The following is a 21,839-nucleotide window of genomic DNA, read 5'->3' as shown; positions in this document are numbered from 1 at the left end:
GCCCCGGCGCACGGTCAGCCCCGGGCCGCCGCCGTCTCCCGGAACGTGTTCCGGTACGCCTGCGGGGAGACCCCGATCGACGCGTGCAGGTGCTGCCGCAGGGACGTACCCGTGGCGAAGCCGACCTCGGCGGCGATGCGGTCGATCGCCAGGTCGCTGGTCTCCAGGAGGTCGCGGGCCCGCCGTACCCGCTGCTGGATCAGCCAGCGCCCCGGGCTCGTCCCCGTCTCCTCCTGGAAGCGGCGCGCGAAGGTGCGCCGGCTCATCCGCGCATGGTCCGCCAACTCCCGCAGGGCGAGGGGGCGTTCCAGGTTCTCCAGGGCCCACGCCCGGGTGGCGGCGGTGCCGGTGGCCCCCTCGTCCGGCACCGGCTGCTCGATGTACTGCGCCTGGCCGCCGTCCCGCCACGGCGGGACGACGCACTGCCGGGCCACGCTGTTGGCGACCGCGCTGCCGTGGTCGGAGCGCACGACGTGCAGGCACACGTCGACACCGGAGGCGGCGCCCGCCGAGGTCAGGACGTCCCCGTCGTCGATGAACAGCACGTCGGGATCCAGGTCGACCTGCGGGAACATCCGCCGGAACCGGGGCGCCAGCGCCCAGTGCGTGGTCGCGGGCCGTCCGTCGAGCAGCCCGGCGGCCGCGAGCGTGAAGGCGCCCGTGCAGATGGAGACGATCCGGGTACCGGGCCGGATCCGGCCGAGCGCGGCGGCCACCGGCCCGGGCACCTCGTCCGTGATCCGCTCCATGTCGTAGGGCGGTACGACCACGGTGTCCGCGCTCTCCAGGGCCTCGGGCCCGTGCCCGACGGTGACCGTGAAGTCGGCGCTGGTCGCCACCGTACGGTCCTCGGTCGCCGTGCAGGTCACCACGTCGTAGGCACCGGGAACGCAGGGGAAGACCCGGTTCGCGATGCCCAGCTCGAACGGGTAGACCCCGTCGAGGGCGAGCACCACGACCCGGTGGGGCCGGGCCTTCAGGAAGTCGACATCGGTCTCGGGCATGGCACGATTCTATCGGCTGCCGCCCAAGTGGCCATCGCGTGTCCCGCCCCGGAAAGGCGTTTGACGCCCGTCCGCGCCCGGTGGTCCGATGGCGCGCATGACCCCAGGGCCGCCGCACCCGGACACGCACACCGTCGACGACGGCCTGGTACGACGGCTGATCGCCGGGCAGTTCCCCCGCTGGGCGGGGCTGGAGGTGCGGCGGTGGCCCTCCGGCGGCACCGTCAACGCCATGTTCCGCCTCGGCGAGGCCATGGTCGTACGGCTGCCGCTGGCCGAGGGCGGGGCGGCGGACGTCTCGGGGGAGCGGACGTGGCTGCCCCGCCTCGCACCCCACCTGCCCGTGCGGATCCCGGAGGTGCTCGGCGCCGGCGAACCGGCCCACGGATATCCGTGGCCGTGGTCGGTGTACCGGTGGCTGCCGGGGGACCTTCCCGAACCGGGCGCCCTCGCCGCGCCCGTGCCGCTCGCCGAGGACCTGGCCGCGTTCGTCACCGCGATGCGGGACATCACCCTGCCCGGCGCCCCACGCGCCCACCGGGGCGGGCCGCTCTCCTCGCTCGACGCGGAGACCCGGGCGGCGATCGGACGACTGCGCGGCCTCCCCGCGGAGAACGTCGACTGCGACGCCGTGACCGCCGTCTGGGAGGAGGCGCTGCGGCTCCCGGACGCCGACGGGCCGCCGGTCTGGCTGCACGCCGACCTGATGCCGGGCAACCTGCTGGTGGACGGCGACGGCAGGCTGGCCTCCGTCATCGACTTCGGCTGCGCGGGGGCGGGCGACCCGGCCTGCGACCTGTTCCCGGCGTGGAACCTGCTGCCGCCCGAGGGCAGGAAGGCGTTCCGCGCGGCGCTGGCCGTGGACGACGCGACCTGGACCGGCGGCCGGGCCCGTACGCTCTCCCAGGCCGTGATCGCGCTGCCGTACTACCGGCACACCAACCCCGCGATGGCCCGCAACGCCCGGCACGTGATCCGGGCGGTACTGGGCGAGGTCTGAGGGGGAGGAACGGCGGCTCGGCCAGGCACGTGCGGCCGGTTCGGCGAAGTGCGTACCCGTCGGGTCCCGGGTCGGGAAAGCCGAACGGGCGACCGTCGTGGAACCGCGGATACGGGCGGCGGAAAGAGCCATTTGGGTACTTCGCCGCGACGAGGGTACCCCGGACGGCCAGGTCTCGCGGGAATCGGCGCGGGACCCGGTTCTAATCGCACAAAGCTGAAAAACACATGCACGTCCCGTCGTGATCGGAGGAGGGCCTCCCATGGGCGTCAACCCGCTGCTGCCGAAGCCGACAAGCCCCTACCTGGGCGAAGGGCTGCTGCCCGCCGACTTCTACTCCTTCGAGGAATTGCTGTCGGACGGCGAACGGGAGAAGGTCGAGCGCGTCCGTGAATTCCTGCGCACGCAGGCGGCTCCCCTCGTCGACGACTACTGGGCGCGGGCCGAATTCCCCTTCGAGCTGATCGAGGGATTCGGCGCGCTCGGGCTGGCGGACTGGGCGGACCCGGACTCCGCGGAACCCCATCCGAGCAATCTCCTCTCGGGATTCCTCGCGCTGGAGTTCGCGCACGCCGACGCGTCCCTCGCGACCTTCTCCGGCGTGCACACGGGGCTTGCCATGGGTTCGATCCTGGGCTGCGGCTCCGAGGAGCAGAAGCGGCGGTGGCTGCCGGCGATGAGCCGGTTCGGGAAGATCGGGGCCTTCGCGCTGACCGAACCGCACGGCGGCTCGGACGTGGCCGGCGGCCTGCGGACGACCGCGCGCCGCGACGGCGACGAATGGGTCCTCGACGGGGCCAAGCGGTGGATCGGCAACGCGACCTTCGCCGACCTGACCGTCGTCTGGGCCCGGGACACCGAGACCAACCACGTGCTGGGCTTCGTCGTGGAGAAGGACACCCCCGGGTTCACCGCGACGAAGATCGAGAACAAGATGGCGCTGCGGATCGTGCAGAACGCCGACATCGTGCTGGAGGGCTGCCGGGTCCCGGAGGCCAACCGGCTGCAGAACGCCAACTCGTTCAAGGACACCGCCAACATCCTGCGCCAGACGCGCAGCGGGGTGGCCTGGCAGGCCGTCGGGACGATGTTCGGCGCCTACGAGATCGCCCTGCAGTACGCGAAGGAACGCGAGCAGTTCGGGCGCCCGATCGGCGGCTTCCAGCTCGTCCAGGACCTGCTGGTGAAGATGCTCGGCAACGCCACGGCCTCGTGCGGGATGGTGACGCGTCTGGCCCAGCTGCAGGACGCCGGGGTCTTCAAGGACGAGCACTCCGCCCTGGCGAAGGCCTACTGCACGGTGCGCATGCGGGAGAGCGTCGGCTGGGCCCGGGAACTGCTGGCCGGCAACGGCATCGTCCTCGACTACAAGATCGGCCGGTTCGTCGCCGACTCGGAGGCCCTCTACTCCTACGAGGGCACCCGGGAGATCCAGACCCTGATCGTGGGCCGCGCCGTCACCGACGGCCTGAGCGCCTTCGTGAAGTGATGACGATGACCACCGAATCCGTCTTCACCGGCCTGAAGGTCCTCGACGCGTCCTCGTTCATCGCGGGACCGGCCGCCGCCACCGTCCTGTCCGACTTCGGCGCCGACGTCATCAAGATCGAGCCGCCCGGGGCGGGCGACCCCCAGCGAAGGCTGAGTTCGGTACCCCCCAGCCCGCAGGCGGAGGCGAACTACAGCTGGCACCTGGCCAACCGCAACAAGCGGGGCATGGTCCTCGACCTGAAGTCGCCGGCCGCCGTCGACGTGCTCAAGCGGCTCGTCGAGTGGGCCGACGTGGTGATCACCAACTTCCCGCACGGCACCCGCGAGAAGCTGCACCTGGGCTACGAGGAGGTCGCCGGCTGGAACCCGCGGGTCGTCTACGCCGACCTCACCGGCTTCGGGGACGCCGGCGCCGACGCCCGGCAGCCCGGGTTCGACCTGACCGCCTTCTGGTCGCGCAGCGGCCTGCTGGCCTCCACCCGCGACGCGGGCGCCCCGCCCACCGTGCCCGTCTGGGGCAGCGGCGACTACACGACGGCGATCACCATCTACGCGGCGATCACCACCGCCCTCTACCACCGCGAGCGGACCGGACGGGGCGCCAACGTCGGGACGTCACTGCTCGCCACCGGCGTCTGGGCGACCGGGACCCTGGTGGCTGGAGCCCTCGCCGACGGCACCCCCTTCGAACTGCACGACCGCAAGGCGCCGGCGAACCCGCTGATCAACCCCTACCGGACCGCGGACGACAAGTGGTTCATGCTGGTCGCCTCGCCCCTGCGCTGGCCGGGACTGGTCCGCGCCGTCGGACACCCCGAACTGCTGGAGGACCCCCGCTTCGCCGACCTGGAGGGCATGGTCCGCAACGGCGCGGCGCTGGCCGAGCTGCTCGACACCGAGTTCCGTTCCCGGCCCTTCGCCCACTGGGAGGACGTGCTCACCCGGGAGCGCATCACCTACAGCCTCATCCAGACGCCGGAGGCGGCCGCGCGGGACCAGCAGCTGCGCGACAACGACATCGTCGTACCGCTGGAGGGCGTCAGCGGGCTGACGGAGACCGTCAACAGCCCGGTCCTGCTCCGGGGGGTGCCGAAGGTGCCGGCGAAGCGGGCGCCGGAGCTGGGCGAGCACAACGAGGAGATCCTCGCCGAGCTGGGTTTCGGTCCCGCGGAGATCGCCGAACTGCGGGCCGGCGGAGTGGTGCCGGGCGCGGCTCCGACGGAGCCGCCGCGTTGAGCGCGACGCCGTCCCGGCCCGTGAGCGCGGGCGGCGGGCCCACGCCGCCCCCGCCCGCGTCTCCCTCCGCGTCGCCGTCTCGGCAGCCGTCTCCTCTGTCATCTCCTCTGTCATCTCCTCTTAGCCTGGAAATCGTCTGGACGAGGGGATCCGTCCGGTCGCTGTTTCCCGGAGGGGACGGGGCCCGTTGGTAGCGTCGGCCTGCCCCGTGCCTCCGACCGAGAGAGACCTGATGCCCCCGACGATCCGCAGGGCCGTGATCCCCGCCGCCGGACTCGGCTCCCGTCTGCTGCCGCTGACGAAGGCGACGCCGAAGGAGATGCTCCCGGTCGGCGACAAGCCGGTGATCGAACACACCGTGCGGGAGCTGGTGGACTCCGGAATCACCGACATCACCATCGTCGTCTCGGGCGGCAAGAGCCTGATCCAGGACCACTTCCGGCCGAACCCCGGGCTCGTGGAGCAGCTGCGCGCCGACGGCAAGACGGCCTACGCGGACGCCGTCGAGGAGGTCGCCGAGCTGGCCCGCCGCGGCCACATCACCTACCTCGACCAGTACGGCCCGTACGGCAACGGCACCCCCGTGCTGAACGCGGCCCGTTCCTTCGGCGACGAACCCGTCCTGGTGCTCTGGCCGGACGACGTGTTCGTCGCCGACGTGCCCCGCTCCCAGCAGCTGATCCGCGCCTACGAGCAGACCGGCTGCCCGGTGCTGGCCCTGCTGCCCATGGACCCCGCGGACTCCCAGCGCTACGGCGTGCCCATCGTCAAGGAGGACCTCGGCGACGGTCAGCTGCGCATCACCGGCCTGGTGGAGAAGCCGGCGCCGGCCGACGCGCCGTCCCCGTACGCGGCCATCGGCGGCTACGTCATCACCCCCGGCATCATCGACGAACTGCGCGAGCAGACCCGCCGCTGGTACGAGCACCGCACGGGCGAGGTGTACCTGACCGACGCCATCAACGCCTACGCCGCCAGCCGGGCCGTGTACGGGCAGGTCATCCAGGGCCGCTGGTACGACACCGGCAACCCGGCCGACTACCTGGTCGCGCAGATGGCCTTCGCCCTCGCCCACCCCGAGTACGGTCCCGTCCTGCGCGGCCTGGTCCGCGGGCTCGACGAGGAGACGGGGAACGCCGCGGATACGGTATGATCGTCTCAGAGCTGGTCGCCACAACACCCGGTGGCTGGTGCTGCGTTGGTGGTCCAAGGAAAGACGCCCCGCTTCCTGTGGGGAAATGCAGGTGCAAGGCCTGCCCGGCGCTCCGATCGGTGCCCGTCCGCATGACGCGGACGGGCACCGCCGCGTTTTCCCCGTGTCCTTCTCGCTCTTCGTTGCCTCAGGCCACCCTTTCGGGCTAATCATCCCGCCTCGCCCCGCTTTGGCCGCCTCCAGCCAGGATTCGGCTGATATGAAACCTCCTGGCTAAAAGGAATCTTCAGGGGCGGGTATGACAACAGCACAGGTCGGCGTGGTGATCGTCGGCGCCGGACCGGCAGGGCTCGTGCTGGGGAACCTGCTCCTGGACCGCGGCATCGACTGCGTGGTCCTGGAGCGGCGCGGCAGGGCGGCGGTGGAGGGCCGGGCCAGGGCCGGTTTCCTCGCCCCCCACTCGGTGCGGGTCCTGACGGAGAACGGGCTGGCGGCCGGCCTGCTCGCCCGCGGACAGACCCACAGCACCTGCCTGTTCCGCAGCGACCGGGGCGAATTCACCCTGGACTACGGGAAGCTGGGCCTCGGCGAGCCGCACACCGTCTACCCCCAGCAGGAGCTCGTACGGGACCTGATCGCCGAATACCTGCGGCGCGGCGGGGAGATCCGGTTCGGCGCCGAGGCCGAGGGGATCACCGAGGGCCGGGTGCGGGTACGCGGCGGCGCCGACGTCACCGGGCGGTACGTCGCCGGATGCGACGGACACCGGGGCATCGGCCGCGCCGCGCTGACGGCCCACGGCACCCGGACCGCCCGCTGGGACCACGGCGTCTCCTGGCTGGCCGTGCTGGCCGCCGCCCCGCCCAGCCTGCCGGCCACCGGATACGCCCTGCACGAGCGGGGGTTCGCCGGCCACATGGCCCGTACCGCCTCCGTCACCCGTTACTACCTCCAGTGCCCGCGCGGCACCGACCCCGCCGAATGGAGCGAGGACCGGATCTGGACGGAACTGGCGACCCGGATGCGGACGGCCGAGTTCGGGCCGCTGCGCGAGGGCGCCGTCCTGGAGTCCGCCCGCGTCGACCTGCGCTCCGACGTCCTGGAGTCCCTCGGCTCCGGACGGCTGTGGCTGGCCGGCGACGCCGCCGGACTGATCAGCCCGTCCGCCGCCAAGGGCGCCAACCTCGCCGTCCTGCAGGCCGAGTCGCTCGCCCGTGCCCTCGAGGGAGCGCTGGCGCACGGTGACGGAACCGGCCTCGACCGGTACACCGGCGCCAGTCTGTCCCGCGTCTGGCACGCCCACGAGTTCTCGCAGTGGATGAGCACCCTGCTGCACGGCCCCGACGGAGACGACGACACCGCCCGCTACGGCCGGGCCCTGCAGTACGCCCGGCTCGAGAGCCTGCGCACCTCCCGCTCCCACCAGGACTTCTTCGCCGAGAACTACACCGGCATCTGATCCCCGGGACGTCAACCCCGGTCCGCCCGCCCCACGATCAACGGGAACCCTTCATGAACCTCTCCGTCGTTCAGGCATGTCTGACGGAAACCGACCTGGAACGGATCCGGCACGCCGCCGGGCACGTCCGCGACCACGACACCGACCGGGTCCTCGCCGGCCTGCTGCCCGGCCTGACGGCCGAGGAACGGGCCGACGTCTGCCGCCACCTCGTCTACGACCACACCGCCGTGCTGGTCTTCCCCGCCTCCCTGGACGCCCTCCCCGACGAACTGCGGCGCGCCGGGCTGGAACCCGGACCCGTCACCCCGAGCGTGGTCGTCCGCGGCCGGCTGGCCCGCCGGTACGGCGCGGCCGTCGCCGACAGCCCGGTCGCCATCGTGCACGTGCCGGTCGCCGGGCGGACCGTCGAGATCTTCGCGCTGGCCGTGCCGCCCGGCTCCCCGCTGGAGGCGGTCGCCGCCGACGAACGCGCCGCCGGCCACGAGTCCCACCACGCCTTCGCGGTGACCGCGCCGGGGCGCGTGATCCCGGCGGGGCTGCGCACGCTGCTGACCGAACGCGCGGGCGCGGTCCCGGACGGCGGCGGCTACAACAGGCACGAGAACGTCACCGTCCTCTACTTCCGCACCGCCGACCACCGCCGCTTCGAACTGCGCCTGCCCGGCCGCCACGACCCGGTGCCGGACGCGACCCTCTCCCTCCTCGGCGTGATGACCGGCGCCTGGGCCACCCAGGCCGTCCGCACCATGGCCGAACTCCGCATCGCCGACCACCTCGCCGCCTGGCCGGGCCTGGACGCGGGCACCCTGGCCGAGAACACCGGCGCCGACCCCGACGCCCTGCGCCGCCTCCTGCGCTACCTCGCCACCCTCGGCCTGCTGACCGCCTCGGCCGACGACACCTATCACCTCACCGCCCTCGGCGAGCCGCTGCACACCGGCACCGAGTTCTCCCTCCACCCCCTCGCGCTGCTGTACGGCGGCCCGTTCTACGACTCCTTCGCCGGGCTGACGTACGCCGTGCGCACCGGGCAGGAAGCTTTCGCCCACCGCCACGGACAGCACCACTTCCCCTACTTCGCCGAGCGCCCCGAGCTGGGCGATCTCTTCCACCGGGCGATGGCCGCGAGCGCGGAGATGTTCACCCCGGTCCCCGACCTGGTGGACTTCTCCGGGGTACGGCGGGTGGTGGACGTCGGCGGCGGCAACGGCGCGCTGCTCGGCCGGGTGCTGCGCGCCCACGACCACGTCGAGGGCGTCCTCCTGGAGCAGCCCGAGGCCCTGGCGGCGGCCCGCGCCCACCTGGGCGGCCTCGCCGCCCGCTGCGCCTTCGTCGCCGGCGACTTCACGGAGTCGGTCCCCGAGGGCGGCGACGTCTACCTCCTGTCCCGCGTCCTGCACGACTGGGACGACGAACGCTGCGCGACCATCCTGCGGCGCTGCGGCGAGGCGATGCGCGCGGGCAGCCGACTGCTCGTCGTGGAGCGCCTGTTGCCCTCCGGCACGACTGCGGCCTGGGATCTCCACATGCTGTGCAACGTCGGCGGCAGGGAGAGGGACGAGGCCCACTACGGACGCCTGCTGGAGGAGGCGGGTTTCCGACAGGTCGCCTGCCATCCGCTTCCCCTGGGAGCCTCACTGTTGCAAGCCGTAAGGGGCTGAACTGCGCGGTCCGTCCACCGCGGGCCGGTGGGGGCGGGCCGCGCAGTTCCCCGCGCCCCTTTCGGGGCGCCTGAGCGAACCGTGCCCCGTCAGGGGCGCGGGGAACTGCGCGAACGGCCACGCAGCGGTACGCACCTACCCGGTCTGGCCCATTCCCGCCGCGTTGGGCCAGCTCTGGGCGTTGGGCCAGCCCGTGGCCGGCGCCGGGGCCAGGTCGGGCGCCGGAGGCGCGGGTGCCGTCATGCCGCGTACCTGCGCCGCGGTCAGCCCGCCCCGGGCCGGCACCCCGGTCGGGGTGGGCCCGACCGGAGCGGGCTGCGGCGGGGCCTGCATGGGCATCTGCATCGGGGTCTGCATGGGCGGTGCCTGCATGGGCGGCGCCTGCATCGGCGCGGGCATCTGCGCCACCATCGGCTGAGGCTGCGGGGGCTGCTGAGGCTGCTGCATGGCCGGCGCTGCCGCCGGCATCGGCATCCCGGCCGGCGGGCCGGCGACGGGGAGCGGCATGCCGACACCGGCGGCGGGAGCGGCGGCGAGACCCGGCCCCATGGCCGGCGCCGCGGCGAGACCCGGAACGGGCCCCGCACCGACGGCCTGAGCGAGCTGTATGCCCGCTCCGTTGGTCTCGCTCACCAGCCGGTCCACCGCCGCCGTGCCCGAGCTGTAGCTGGTCCCATTGCCCAGCTCGGGCACGGCGGTTCCCCTCCTGGACCCGTAGAGCACCTGCTCCAGGGCGGACACCAGGCGACGCACGTCCACCTCGGGGCGCACCACGAGCCTCAGGAAGCGGCTGGACGAACCGATCTTGTTGCCGCACTCGCGGACCAGGATGCGGTGCTCGGTGAGCATCCGGTCCCGGACCACCGTGCCCTCGGCACCGACGGGAAGCCGTACGAAGAGGAAGTTGCCCTGCGAGGGGTAGACGGTCAGACCCGGCAGGACGGAGAGCTGGCTGGCCATCTCCAGCCGGTCCTTGCGGACCTGGAGCAGGCTCTGCGCGTACTCGGCGCCGTGCTCCTTGAGCATGAAGACGACGTACTCGGCGAACGCGTTGAGGTTCCACTTCGGCAGCATCGAGCGGACCTTGCCGGCCAGCGAGGGGTTGGCGACCATGTAGCCGAACCGGATGCCGTGCAGGCCGAAGTTCTTGCCGAGGCTGCGCAGCACGATGACGTTGGGCCGGAGCATCGCCTCCTGGACGACGCTGGGCTCGGCCTCGGCGTCCGCGAACTCCAGGAACGACTCGTCGACGACGATCAGGTCCAGGTCGGCCATGGCGTCCATGAACTGCACCAGGGCCTGCTTGTGCAGGAAGCCCCCGTCGGGGTTGTTGGGGTTGCAGATGACGGCGACCCGGGTGCCGCGCTTGCGGATGAACTCGGCGTACTGCGCGAGGTCCAGGGCGAAGCCGTTGGACTCCTGGAGCGGGAACATGTCGACGCGTTTGCCGGTCTCCATCGGCTGGTCGGTCCAGCGGCCGAACGTGGGGACGGGGACGGCGAGGGAATCGCGGACCAGCAGGTGGTCGATCCAGGTGATCAGCTCGGTGGAGCCGTTGCCCATGGCCACGGCCTGCGGCGGGAGCTGGAGGAGCTGGCAGAGCTCGGCGGTGATGGTGTCGGCGCTGCTCGGGTAGAACGTGATGATGTCCTTCAGCCGGGACGCCATCGTTTCCATCATCGCCGGGGTGGGGAAGTACGGATTGCAGGGTATGCAGAAGTCGACAGGACCGGCCCCCTCGCCGCCCTCACGGGTCAGCGCCGCCATCGACGGGCTGTGCGCGCCGCTGCGGAACAACGAGGTGACGTTGCCTGCCATTGAACCTCCGTATGAGGCGGGCCCGGTGGGGACGACCGGGCCCGTCGCCTTGGGTGGCCCGCGCGGGGGAGCACGGGCCGTCCTTGAGTACGGAGTCGCGCGGGGCGTCGTTCAACGGTTGTGAAAGAAGTGTGACTTACCGTTTCTGCGCGGTGTTCCGCCGCGTGGGCGCGACCGGCCCCTTACCGGCCGCGCCCCCGCCGCCTCAGGCCCCGAACGAATGAACCGTCCGTGACCTGTAGGTCTGTCCGGGCCGCAGCACCGTCGAGGGGAAGCGCGCCTGGTTCGGCGAGTCGGGGAAGTGCTGGGTCTCCAGGCACAGTCCGTCACCCTGGCGGTAGGTGCGGCCGGAGGTGCCGGTGAGGGTGCCGTCGAGGAAGTTGCCCGAGTAGAACTGCAGGCCCGGCTGGTCCGTGGCGATCCTCAGGGTGCGCCCGGAGCGCGGGTCGCGCAGGGTGGCGATGTGCTTCGGCTCGGCGGTGACGCCCTTGTCGAGGACCCAGTTGTGGTCGAAGCCCTTGGCCTGCACCTGCTGGGGGTGACCCGCGCGGATGTCCCGGCCGACCGGCTTGCCCCCGCGGAAGTCGAAGGGGGTCCCGGCGACCTTGGCCAGCTCGCCCGTCGGGATCAGACCCGGGTCGGTGGGGGTGTAGCGGCCGGCGGCGATCGTCAGTTCGTGATCCTCGATCGTGCCCGTGCCCTCACCGGCGAGGTTCCAGTAGACGTGGTTGGTGAGGTTGACCACGGTCGGCTTGTCGGTGGTGGCCGTGTAGTCGATGATCCAGTCGCCGTGCCGGTCGAGGGTGAAGGTGACCTTCGTCCTGAGGGTGCCCGGGTAGCCCATCTCGCCGTCGACGCTCGTGTAGTGGAGGTGCAGGCCGACGTCGGAGCCCGAGGTGAAGCCCTCGACGTCCCAGACCTTCGTGTTGAAGCCCTTGGCCCCACCGTGCAGGCTGTTGACGCCGTCGTTGACGGAGAGCTGGTAGCTCTTGCCGTCGAGGGTGAACTGCCCCTTGGCGATCCGGTTCCCGTACCGGCCGATGGTCGCGCCGAAGAAGGTGGTTCCGGCGACGTACGCGGCCAGGTTGTCGTAACCGAGCGACACGTTGGCGTACCTGCCGTGCCGGTCCGGGATCTCCAGGGACTGGACGATGCCGCCGTAGGAGAGGACCTTGAGGCGGGTGCCGCCGTTCTCCAGGGACCAGCGGTGGACCTTGGTGCCGTCGGCGAGCTTCCCGAAGAGCTCCCTGACCGGCTTCCGGCCTCCCGAGGAGGCCTCGGCGGTGCCCGTGCCGAGGGTGGTGGCGGCGATCCCCGCCGCCGCGGCTCCCGCGATGACCGTGCGTCTGTTCAGTTCCATGTGCGGCTCCTGCAGATAGGAGGGGCCCCGCCTCGCGGCGGGGCCCTTGCTGACTACGAACCGGACTTGCGCTTGTTCCACACGTCGAACCCGACCGCCGCGAGAAGGGCGAGGCCCTTGATGACCTGTTGCCAGTCGGTGCCGACGCTCAGAAGGTTCATGCCGTTGTTCAGCACGCCGAGGACGAGACCGCCGATGATGGCACCGAGGATGGTGCCGACACCGCCGCTCATGGAGGCGCCGCCGATGAACGAGGAGGCGATCGCCTCCAGTTCGAAGCCGTCGCCCGCCTTCGGCGAGGCCGCGTTCAGCCGGGCGGCGACCACCAGACCGGCCAGGGCCGCGAGCACGCCCATGTTCAGGAAGACGTAGAAGGTGACCTTCTTGTCCTTGACGCCGGACAGCTTGGCCGCCGGCAGGTTGCCGCCTATCGCGTAGATGTGCCGGCCGAAGACCGCGTTGCGCATCACGTAGCCGTAGCCGACGACCAGTACGCCGAGCACGATCAGGACGATCGGGGCGCCCTTGTAGCTGGCGAGCAGCATGGTGAGGACGAGGATCGCGGCGATCAGCGCGGTCAGCTTGAGCAGGAACAGCCGGGTGGGCGGCACCTCCAGGGCGAACTCCTGCTGACGGCGGCGGTCGCGGAACTCCTGCCAGACCACGGCGGCGATCAGCACGATGCCCAGCAGCAGCGTGATGTTGTGGTAGTTGGTGTGCGGGCCGACCTCGGGGAGGAAGCCGTTGCCCAGGTTCTGCAGGCCGTTCGGGAACGGGCCGATGGTCTGGCCCTGGAGCAGGATCTCGGTGAGACCGCGGAAGAGCAGCATCCCGGCGAGGGTGACGATGAACGACGGTATGCCGAAGTAGGCGATCAACACGCCCTGGGCGGCGCCCGCGACGGCGCCCATCACCAGGCACAGGACCAGCGCGAGCGGCCAGGGCATCCCGTGGTTCACCGTCAGCACGGCCGCGAAGGCGCCCACGAACGCCGTCAGGGATCCGACCGACAGGTCGATGTGCCCGGCGATGATCACCATCATCATGCCGATGGCCAGGATGAGGATGTAGCTGTTCTGCAGGACCAGGTTGGAGACGTTGCGCGGCAGCAGCAGGTCGCCGTCGGTCCACACCGCGAACAGGGCGACGATCAGGCCGAGCGCGATCAGCATGCCGTACTGGCGCATGTTGCGGCGCAGCCCGTCCAGGACCATCCGGAGCAGGTTCCGGTCGGCGGCCGATCCGCTTCCGCCCGGCGGCGCGGGCGCCGGGCTCTTGGCGGTGACATCCGTGCTCATCGCGTTACCTCTTTGTCCTTCGTCATGTGGCGCATCAGCACTTCCTGCGTGGCCTCGGCCCTGGGCACCTCACCGGTCAGCCGGCCGGCGGCCATGGTGTAGATGCGGTCGCACATGCCGAGCAGTTCGGGCAGTTCGGAGGAGATGAAGACGACCGCCTTGCCCTGGGCGGCGAGCCGGTCGATGACCGTGTAGATCTCGTACTTGGCGCCCACGTCGATGCCGCGGGTCGGCTCGTCCAGGATCAGCACGTCCGGACCGGCGAAGATCCACTTGCTGAGGACGACCTTCTGCTGGTTGCCGCCCGACAGCTTGCCGACCGGTTCGAAGACCGTCGGCGCCTTGATGTTCATGGACTCGCGGTAGCCCTCGGAGACCTGCCGCTCCTCGTGTTCGTCCACGATCCCGCGCCGGGCGACCTTGTCCAGCGCGGTCAGCGAGATGTTGCGGTTGATGGTGTCGATGAGGTTGAGGCCGTAGTGCTTGCGGTCCTCGGTGACGTACGCGATGCCGTGCCGGACCGCCTCGGCGACCGACCTGGTGCGGATCTCCGTGCCGTCCTTGAGGACGGTGCCGCCGTCGTAGCGGCCGTAGGTGCGGCCGAAGACGCTCATCGCGAGTTCGGTGCGGCCGGCGCCCATCAGGCCCGCTATACCGACGATCTCGCCGCGCCGGACGTGGACCGACACGTCGTCGACGACCTTGCGCTCCTGGTCGATCGGGTGCCGCACGGTCCAGTCGCGGATCTCCAGGGCCGGGGCCGCGTCCTCCTCGCCCTCGTAGGGGGTGCGCTCGGGGAAGCGGTGGTCGAGGTCGCGGCCGACCATCCCGGAGATGATCCGCTCCTCGGTCGTCTCCGCGGACTTCACGTCCAGGGTCTCGATGGAGTGACCGTCGCGGATGATCGTCACCGAGTCGGCGACCCGGCGGATCTCGTTGAGCTTGTGCGAGATGATGATCGAGGTGATGCCCTGGTTCTTCAGCTCCAGGATCAGATCGAGGAGTTTGCCGCTGTCCTCGTCGTTCAGGGCCGCGGTCGGCTCGTCGAGGATGAGCAGCTTCACCTTCTTCGAGAGCGCCTTCGCGATCTCCACCAGTTGTTGCTTGCCCACGCCGATGTCGGTGACCCGGGTCTCCGGATGGTCGTCCAGCCCCACCCGGCGCAGCAGCTGGGTGGCGTGCCGCAGGGTCTCCCGCCAGTCGATGAACCCGCCCCTGGCGTGTTCGTTGCCGAGGAAGATGTTCTCCGCCAGCGAGAGATACGGCGACAGCGCGAGCTCCTGGTGGATGATCACGATGCCGCGCTGTTCGCTCGCCCGGATGTCACCGAACGCGCAGGGTTCGCCCTCGAAGAGGATCTCGCCCTCGTAGCTGCCGTGCGGATGGACGCCGGAGAGGACCTTCATCAGGGTCGACTTGCCGGCGCCGTTCTCCCCGCAGATGGCGTGGACCTCGCCCTGGCGGACGGTCAGGGTGACGTCCGACAGCGCCTTGACGCCGGGAAAGGTCTTGACGATCGAGCGCATTTCCAGGACGGGTCCCGCCATGGTCTGCCTTCCAATCAGTGCTTGACGGTCAGGGGGGAGGCGGATTACTTGAGCTGGGCGTCGGTGTAGTAGCCGCCCTTGACCAGGACGTCCTCGTAGTTGGACTTGTCGACGCTCACGGGCTGCAGCAGGAAGGCGGGGACGACCTTGGACCCGTTGTCGTAGGTCTTGGTGTCGTTCGTCTGCGGGGTCTTCTTGTTCAGCGCGTCGTCGACCATCGTGGCCGCGACCTCGGCGAGCTTGCGGAGGTCCTTGTAGACCGTCTGCGTCTGCTGCCCCGCGATGATCGACTTCACGGAGGCCAGCTCGGCGTCCTGGCCGGTGATGACGGGCAGCGCCTGGCCGCCCGACCCGTAGCCGTCGGACTTCAGCGCGGCGAGGATGCCGATCGAGATGCCGTCGTAGGGCGAGAGCACCGCGTCGACCTTGGCGGACTTGTAGGAGGAGGTGAGGATGTCCTCCATGCGCGACTGCGCGGTCGCGCCGTCCCAGCGGAGCGTGGTGACCTTGTTCAGCGCGGTCTGACCCGACTTGACCACCAGCTGCTTCTTGTCGATGTACGGCTGGAGCACGCTCATCGCGCCGTTGAAGAAGTACTTGGTGTTGTTGTCGTCGTTCGAGCCGGCGAACAGCTCGATGTTGAACGGGCCCTTCTTGCCGCCGTCCAGGCCCAGCTTGTGCACGATGTACGTGCCCTGCTCGACGCCGACCTTCTCGTTGTCGAAGGACGCGTAGTAGTCGACGTTCTTGGTGCCGAGGATCAGCCGGTCGTAGGCGATGACCGGGATCTTGGCGTCCGCGGCCTCCTGGAGCACGTTGTTCAGGGACTTGTTGTCGATCGCCGCGATGACCAGTCCCTTGACGCCCTGCGTGATCAGGTTCTCGATCTGGGAGACCTGGGTGTCCGGGTCGTCCTCGCCGAAGACCAGCTTGGTCTTGTAGCCCTTGGCCTGGATGTCCTTGACGAGGTTGTTGCCGTCGTTGATCCAGCGCTCGGACGACTTGGTCGGCATCGCGATGCCGATGGTGCCGCCCTTGGCGCTGCCGTTGTCCTCCTTGCTGCCGCCCTCACCGCTCTGCCCGCAGGCGGACAGGGTGAGAGCGAGGGAGGCGGCCCCGGCTATGAGGGTGAGGGCGCTTCTACGAGTGCGCATGATGATCGGTCCCTGTTCTTCTCGTCGTTGAGATGTGAAGCGCCCCGAAGGGGCGCTGGGGGTGCCCCCTGCCGAAGGCTGGGGGAGGAACTGCGCGACCAGCCACAACGGACCCGCAGTCCCAACGTTCATCAGGCGGAATCCGCGGTGGGGAACCGGCGGAGAACTCCCGGCAACCGAGACCCCAGCGGCGCCATCTCCCCGTCCGCCCCGTGCCGGGCGAGCAGGTCCAGGGCGAGCCGCCCCCGCCGCACCCGCTCCCGCGCCGTGTCCAGGGTCACGTCCCGCAGGTGGGTGCCCCACGGGTAGATGCCGGGAGCCTTGGACAGGCCGAACTTCAGGTAGATCGGTGCGCCGCGCCGGATCAGCTCGGCGACCTCGTACATCCGGATGTAGCCGCCGAGGTCGTCCGGGGCCTCGATGTACATGTCCATGGGGGCGGCGGACACCCGGCGGATCTCGGTGAGGTGATCGAGCGTCAGGTCGCTCGGCACGTTGACGGAGTCGGCGCCCAGGTGCTCGAAGACGGCGTACGACGCCGGGTTGACCGGTCCGACGAGTGCGGACACCTTCAGCGTGGTGCCGGCCGGGATGATCCCCGCCTGCCGGGCCCGGTGCAGCGTCCACAGCACGCCCTCGTCGGCGACGAGCAGGCACTCGACCCCCAGCTCCGTGGCCCGTACGGCGTCCTCGACGCATCCGGCGACCGCGTCGTGGCCCCGTGCGCGCAGTCCGGCGCCCCGCGAGTCGGAGCGCACGGAGCCGCCGATGTCCCAGGTGCCGCGCGGTCCGGTGAACAGGCAGAGTTCGATGCCGCGTTCCTTCGTGGCGTCGACCATCTCGGTGATCTCGGCGTCGGTGAGCATCCACACACCGCTGCCCTGGCTGATCCGGTGGATCGGCACGTCCAGCCGTGAGGACTCCTTGAGAACGACGGCCAGCGCCTCGGGGCCCTCGCAGGAGGGGATCTCGGTGCGCCACCTGCCGCCGCCCGGGAAGGTGTGGGCGGAGGCGTCGGCGGGGTCGAGGGCGGGGGCGCCCAGACCGAGGGCGGTGAGCACCCGTTCACCGGGTCGGCGGGCCGCCGTAACGGAAGCGTCGGTCGTCACAAGCTGTCCTTCGTATGTTCGGTATCTCGGACAAGGTTCGCGGCTCGGGGCAGAGAAAACGGCGTGGTGTACTCCGGCCGCGGCGAGGTCGGGACATGCCGCGGCCGGCGTACGACTAGGGGCGGAGCAGCACCTTGCCCACCTTCGGATCACCGGCCCCCACCAGCTCGATGGCCTGCGGGAAGTCGGTCAGCGGCAGTTCGTGCGTGACCAGCGGCAACGGATCGAGCAGCCCGGCCCCGAACACCCGGACCGCGTGCGCCCAGGCGTCCGGCGGCGCGCCGAAGACGGTGTGCACCTCCAGCTGCCGGACGACGAGGCCGGTCGGGTCCAGGCCCTCGGCGCCGGCGGCCGGGATGCCGGTCAGGACCAGGCGTCCGCCGCGCCTGAGCAGGGAGGCGGCGGTGCGCGCGGCGGACGCGGACCCGGCGGTCTCGACGACCACGTCGACGTCGTCGGGCAGTTCCTGGTCCCTGGTGCGGAAATCGGTGGCGCCGAACCGCCGGGAGAGCGCCTCCCGGTCGTTCCGCGTGCCGACCACCAGCAGCTCGGCCGGAGAGACGGCGCGCAGGAACTGCACGGCGAACATGCCCAGCGTGCCTGTGCCGACCACCGCGACCCGCTCGCCCGGGCGGGCGGCGCCCTTCAGCGCGGCGGCCGCGATGCAGGCGGCGGGTTCCAGGAGGGCCGCGGCGGTCAGGTCGGCGTCGTCCGGGAGGACGTGCAGCAGCCGGGCCGGCAGGGTCAGGGTGGCGGCCATGGCACCCGGCTGGGTGAACCCGGTCTCCTCGTACCCGTCCGTGCACAGGGTGGTCTCGCCGGCGTGGCACCGGTCGCACACCTGGCAGTTCCGGAACCCCTCGCCGACCACCTTCCGGCCGGCCAGGCTCCCGGGGACTCCGGCGCCGACCGCCCGCACCGTCCCCGACCACTCGTGGCCGGGTGTCAGCGGGTAGCGGACGTACCCGTCGGGCCGGTTGCCCTGGTACACCTCGCGGTCGCTCCCGCAGATCCCGACCGCGTGCACGGCGACCAGCGCCTCGCCGGGACCGGGCTCGCGGGGGGTGTGCGCCTCGACCCGGTGCGTGCCGGGCGCCTCGACGACGACCTGGGAGCTCACTTCGACGTCCCCTTCGGCCTGCGCTGCTCCCAGCCGTCCGCCCACAGGTCGAAGCGGGCCTGCTGCTGCGGGAACTCGGCGGCGGCGTCCGCGTCGAACTCGACCCCGAGACCGGGCGCGTCCGACAGGTGGAAGTACCCGTCGACGACCTCGGGGGCGCCCTTGACCACCTTCTTGATCTCGGCGTCGGCGAAGTCGTTGAAGTGCTCAAGGATCTTGAAGTTCGGGGTGGAGAACCCGACCTGGAGGGAGGCGGCGGTCAGCACGGACCCGCCGACGTTGTGCGGGGCGACCAGCACGTAGTGCGTCTCGGCGGTGGCGGCCAGCTTCCGGGTCTCCCAGATGCCGCCGAGGTGGCCGACGTCCGGCTGGACGATGTCCACGGCCTGGCTCTCGAAGAGCTCGCGGAACTCGATGCGGTCGTGGATGCGCTCACCGGTGGCGACCGGGATGTCCGTCTTGGCGGCGACCTTCTCCAGTGCCTTCAGGTTCTCCGGCGGGCAGGGCTCCTCCAGCCAGGCCGGCTTGAAGGGCGCCAGCTCGCGCGCGAGCCGTACGGCCGTCGCGGGGGAGAAGCGGCCGTGCATCTCCAGCATCAGTTCGGTGTCCGGACCGATGGCGTCCCGCACGGCCTCGATCAGCGAGACGGAGTACAGCGTCTGCTCGTGGTCGAGCTCGAAGTGTCCGGTCCCGAACGGGTCGATCTTCAGCGCCCGGTACCCGCGCTCGATCACCCCCTGGGCGGCCTTGTGGTACGCCTCCGGCGTTCGCTCGGTCGTGTACCACCCGTTGGCGTACGCCTTGACCCTGTCGGTGACCTTCCCGCCGAGCAGCTGCCACACCGGGACGCCCAGCGCCTTGCCCTTGATGTCCCAGCAGGCCATCTCGACCACGGCGATGCCGGACATGACGATCTCGCCCGCGCGGCCGTAGTCGCCGTACTTCATCCGGCGAACGAGGTCTTCCGCCGCGAACGGGTCGGATCCGAGAATGTGATTGGCCTCGGCCTCCCGCAGATAGCCGATCAGCGCGTCGGTGTGACCGAGCATCCGGGTCTCGCCGACTCCCGTGATCCCCTCGTCGGTGTGCACCTGGACGTACGTCAGGTTGCGCCACGGCGTCCCGACCACGTGTGTGCTGATTCCGGTGATGCGCACGGCGGTTGCCCCTCAGCTGTTCGATATTTCGTCACACGTTCGAAATGCTGGCGTGACAGTAAGGACGGGGCGGTAAGGGTGTCAATGGGTCCGGCAGGTAACGGTTTCGGCAAGGCCTTCGACAGGATTTTCGATCCCCCACAGAACCTTCACAGGCCTGAGTGGTTAAGTGACCGGTGGGGAACTTAGTCTTCCCGCGTCATGGACTACTGCCACCCGTGCCGACGGCACCTCAACGGCGCTCTCGCCTGCCCGGGATGCGGCTCTCCGGCCGAAACGCCACGCGCTTCCGCACCGGAGGCGACCGCCCCCGATCCGGCCGCCACCGGTGAATCCCTCTACCCGCGGGCGGAGTTCCCCGCGGACGGGCACTCCGACGCACCCCGGGACGCGATCGCGGACACCGACGCCGACACGCCCGAGGGCGGCCACGGCGACGGCGGCCACGACGACGGCGACGAGGGTGACGAGCCCGTGCCGGGCGGCCGGGCGGACCGGCGCCGTGCTGCGCGCGGCCGGGGCGGCCGGGGTCGCGGCCGGGCCGACGAGGTCCTGCCCGAGGACGCGGAGGAGCCTTCCGGGCCCGACGGGAGCCGTCGCGACCGCAAGGCCGCGGCCCACCGCAGGCGCCGCCGCAGGATCCTCCTCGTGAGCGTGGCGTGCGTCCTGGCGGCGGGCAGCCTGAGCCTCGCCGAACTCGGCACCGACGCCATACCGTTCACCAGTCCGGGTCCGGCCTCGGCGGGCGGCGACACCACCGACGGAGGCACCTCGACGGAGTCTCCGGGGGCGACGGCCGAACCCCTGGGCGACACGTCCGGCGCGACCGGCCCGGCGAGCTCGGCCTCCGCCGACCCCTCCGACTCCCCCTCCCCTTCCGCGTCGAAGGACAAGGCGTCCGACTCCCCGTCGGCGACCCCGAAGGACACCTCGGCGCAGTCGGCGACGACGGGCACCGGCACGGGCCCGAAGGCGCCGCCGGCGGCGCCGACGACGTCCGCCGCCTCGACGCCGACGGCGGACCCGACGACGGCGAACCCGAGCCCCACCCCGTCGCAGAGCCACTCGTGCACGCGGTTCCTGTGGTGGTGTTCCTGAGGCGCGTCCCGCGATCGGGGGGTGCGCCGAAGCGAATCCGGAAAATCACCGGTCACCCCGTCACATCCGCGAGACGCGTTCCGTCATAGGTGTGTATCCCGCTGAACCCGACGGAGGAACACACCATGGAAGCCCGCCTGAACCTCTTCGCCGTCCCCACCGCCGCCAAGCTGATCAAGGCCTTCAGCGGCGCGGGCAGGGCCGCGGAGGGGACGTCGATCCCCGCCGCCACCCTGGAACTGGTCAAGATCCGCGCCAGCCAGATCAACGGCTGCGGATTCTGCCTCGACATGCACACCAAGGACGCGGCGGCCGCCGGCGAGGACCAGCAGCGGCTCCACATGGTCGCGGCCTGGCGCGAGGCGACCGTCTTCACCGATGCCGAGCGCGCCGCGCTGGAGCTGGCCGAGCAGGGCACCCGGATCGCCGACGCGGCGGGCGGGGTCCCCGACGAGGTGTGGGAGAACGCGGCCAAGCACTACACCGAGGAGGAGCTCGTCGCGCTGGTGGCGACGATCGCCCTGATCAACGCCTACAACCGGCTGAACGTCATCTTCCGGCAGCCGGCGGGCGACTACCGCCCCGGCCAGTTCGCCTAACCGTCCCGGGGGCCGCCGCCGGTACCACCGGGCGGCGGCCCCGCTACGCGTCCAGCATCCGCCGCAGCAGATCCCGCAGCGAAAGCCGCTCGGCGTCCGACAGCCCGGCCAGCGGCTCGCGCGCGAAGCGCAGTTCGTCGCGCAGGTCGCGGGCGACCCGGCGGCCCTCGTCCGTCGCCGCGGCCAGCTTCACCCGGCGGTCGGCGGGGTCCGGCCGCCGCTCCGCGAGCCCGCGTGCCTCCAGCCGGTCCACGATCCCCGTGACGTTCGACGGCTCGCACTTCAGCTTCTGCGCCAGCTTGCGCATCGGGAGCGGCTCCAGGGAGAGCAGGTTGAGCAGCCGCGCCTGTGCCCCGGTGAGCGCGTGCTCGCCCGCCGCCTCCTCGTAGTCCGCGTAGAAGCGGGCCACGACGTCCCCGATCAGCTCGACGACCTCCAGGGTCAGGGCGTCGGGGCGCCGGGTCTTCGCTGGGCTGGGCTGTGAGGACGACATGCGTCCCAGAGTACCCCGTTACTTGACATCATGAAATATTCAGGCGCATGGTTGTTTCAGTTGCTGAAGTAATTGAGGA

At 71.1% G+C, this 21,839-nt stretch carries 18 protein-coding genes; 8 read left to right on the top strand and 10 right to left on the bottom strand.

What is annotated here, in order from left to right:
• Positions 1–14 precede the first annotated feature (14 nt).
• A complete protein-coding gene (locus tag ACFY3I_RS34840; RefSeq protein WP_390864999.1) occupies positions 15–1,004 on the bottom strand; it encodes a GlxA family transcriptional regulator in 990 nt (329 codons plus the stop codon).
• 97 nt (positions 1,005–1,101) lie between these two features.
• Between ACFY3I_RS34840 and ACFY3I_RS34835 the strand changes: the two genes are divergently transcribed.
• The 6 genes from ACFY3I_RS34835 to ACFY3I_RS34810 all read left to right on the top strand — a co-directional run bounded on the left by ACFY3I_RS34835 (position 1,102) and on the right by ACFY3I_RS34810 (position 9,007).
• Positions 1,102–2,004 (top strand): aminoglycoside phosphotransferase family protein, encoded by a 903-nt coding sequence (locus ACFY3I_RS34835; protein ID WP_390864998.1) that lies wholly within the window; start codon positions 1,102–1,104, stop codon positions 2,002–2,004.
• 262 nt (positions 2,005–2,266) lie between these two features.
• Positions 2,267–3,493 carry an acyl-CoA dehydrogenase family protein gene (locus tag ACFY3I_RS34830; protein ID WP_390864997.1) on the top strand — a complete coding sequence of 409 codons (1,227 nt, stop codon included), beginning with the start codon at positions 2,267–2,269 and terminating at the stop codon, positions 3,491–3,493.
• 5 nt (positions 3,494–3,498) lie between these two features.
• A complete protein-coding gene (locus tag ACFY3I_RS34825; protein WP_390864996.1) occupies positions 3,499–4,731 on the top strand; it encodes a CaiB/BaiF CoA transferase family protein in 1,233 nt (410 codons plus the stop codon).
• Positions 4,732–4,963: 232 nt separating this feature from the next.
• Positions 4,964–5,884: a UTP--glucose-1-phosphate uridylyltransferase gene (locus tag ACFY3I_RS34820; RefSeq protein ID WP_390864995.1), complete on the top strand. Its 921-nt coding sequence runs from the start codon at positions 4,964–4,966 to the stop codon at positions 5,882–5,884.
• A 298-nt stretch (positions 5,885–6,182) separates the two neighbouring features.
• The gene (locus ACFY3I_RS34815) at positions 6,183–7,343 is read left to right on the top strand and encodes a 4-hydroxybenzoate 3-monooxygenase (protein WP_390864994.1); all 1,161 of its coding nucleotides are present in this window, start codon (positions 6,183–6,185) and stop codon (positions 7,341–7,343) included.
• A gap of 53 nt (positions 7,344–7,396) precedes the next feature.
• Positions 7,397–9,007: a methyltransferase gene (locus ACFY3I_RS34810; protein WP_390864992.1), complete on the top strand. Its 1,611-nt coding sequence runs from the start codon at positions 7,397–7,399 to the stop codon at positions 9,005–9,007.
• A 135-nt stretch (positions 9,008–9,142) separates the two neighbouring features.
• Here ACFY3I_RS34810 and ACFY3I_RS34805 read toward each other — a convergent pair whose 3' ends face one another.
• The 8 genes from ACFY3I_RS34805 to ACFY3I_RS34770 all read right to left on the bottom strand — a co-directional run bounded on the left by ACFY3I_RS34805 (position 9,143) and on the right by ACFY3I_RS34770 (position 19,570).
• Positions 9,143–10,825 carry a pyridoxal phosphate-dependent aminotransferase gene (locus tag ACFY3I_RS34805; RefSeq protein ID WP_390864990.1) on the bottom strand — a complete coding sequence of 561 codons (1,683 nt, stop codon included), beginning with the start codon at positions 10,823–10,825 and terminating at the stop codon, positions 9,143–9,145.
• Between the two features lie 205 nt (positions 10,826–11,030).
• Positions 11,031–12,185, bottom strand: a complete 1,155-nt coding sequence (locus tag ACFY3I_RS34800) for an aldose epimerase family protein (protein WP_390864989.1) — start codon at positions 12,183–12,185, stop codon at positions 11,031–11,033.
• A gap of 53 nt (positions 12,186–12,238) precedes the next feature.
• Entirely contained in the window at positions 12,239–13,483 is a 1,245-nt protein-coding gene (mmsB, locus tag ACFY3I_RS34795) for a multiple monosaccharide ABC transporter permease (protein ID WP_390864987.1), read from the bottom strand.
• A complete protein-coding gene (gene mmsA, locus ACFY3I_RS34790; RefSeq protein ID WP_390864986.1) occupies positions 13,480–15,030 on the bottom strand; it encodes a multiple monosaccharide ABC transporter ATP-binding protein in 1,551 nt (516 codons plus the stop codon). The genes mmsB and mmsA overlap by 4 nt, the downstream gene beginning before the upstream one ends.
• Positions 15,031–15,074: 44 nt before the next feature.
• Positions 15,075–16,184 (bottom strand): multiple monosaccharide ABC transporter substrate-binding protein, encoded by a 1,110-nt coding sequence (gene chvE, locus ACFY3I_RS34785; protein WP_390864985.1) that lies wholly within the window; start codon positions 16,182–16,184, stop codon positions 15,075–15,077.
• Positions 16,185–16,315: 131 nt separating this feature from the next.
• Positions 16,316–17,293, bottom strand: a complete 978-nt coding sequence (locus tag ACFY3I_RS34780) for a hypothetical protein (protein WP_390864984.1) — start codon at positions 17,291–17,293, stop codon at positions 16,316–16,318.
• 115 nt (positions 17,294–17,408) lie between these two features.
• Positions 17,409–18,413, bottom strand: coding sequence for a zinc-binding dehydrogenase (locus tag ACFY3I_RS34775; RefSeq protein WP_390864983.1), 1,005 nt, complete (start codon positions 18,411–18,413; stop codon positions 17,409–17,411).
• Positions 18,410–19,570: a mandelate racemase/muconate lactonizing enzyme family protein gene (locus ACFY3I_RS34770; protein WP_390864982.1), complete on the bottom strand. Its 1,161-nt coding sequence runs from the start codon at positions 19,568–19,570 to the stop codon at positions 18,410–18,412. The genes ACFY3I_RS34775 and ACFY3I_RS34770 overlap by 4 nt, the downstream gene beginning before the upstream one ends.
• Positions 19,571–19,771: 201 nt before the next feature.
• On the opposite strand from ACFY3I_RS34770, the gene ACFY3I_RS34765 reads away from it, so the two are divergent.
• Together ACFY3I_RS34765 and ACFY3I_RS34760 are read left to right on the top strand one after the other, a co-directional pair.
• Positions 19,772–20,668 carry a hypothetical protein gene (locus ACFY3I_RS34765; protein ID WP_390864981.1) on the top strand — a complete coding sequence of 299 codons (897 nt, stop codon included), beginning with the start codon at positions 19,772–19,774 and terminating at the stop codon, positions 20,666–20,668.
• Between the two features lie 125 nt (positions 20,669–20,793).
• Positions 20,794–21,267 carry a carboxymuconolactone decarboxylase family protein gene (locus ACFY3I_RS34760; RefSeq protein WP_365290101.1) on the top strand — a complete coding sequence of 158 codons (474 nt, stop codon included), beginning with the start codon at positions 20,794–20,796 and terminating at the stop codon, positions 21,265–21,267.
• 43 nt (positions 21,268–21,310) lie between these two features.
• Here ACFY3I_RS34760 and ACFY3I_RS34755 read toward each other — a convergent pair whose 3' ends face one another.
• Entirely contained in the window at positions 21,311–21,760 is a 450-nt protein-coding gene (locus ACFY3I_RS34755) for a MarR family transcriptional regulator (protein ID WP_365290102.1), read from the bottom strand.
• Between the last annotated feature and the right edge of the window lie 79 nt (positions 21,761–21,839).

Origin of the sequence: Streptomyces sp. NPDC001068 (assembly GCF_042897315.1) — a bacterium.
Taxonomy (GTDB): Bacteria; Actinomycetota; Actinomycetes; order Streptomycetales; family Streptomycetaceae; genus Streptomyces.
Note: the sequence above shows the minus strand (reverse complement) of the source record. Positions and strands in the feature narration are given on the sequence as shown.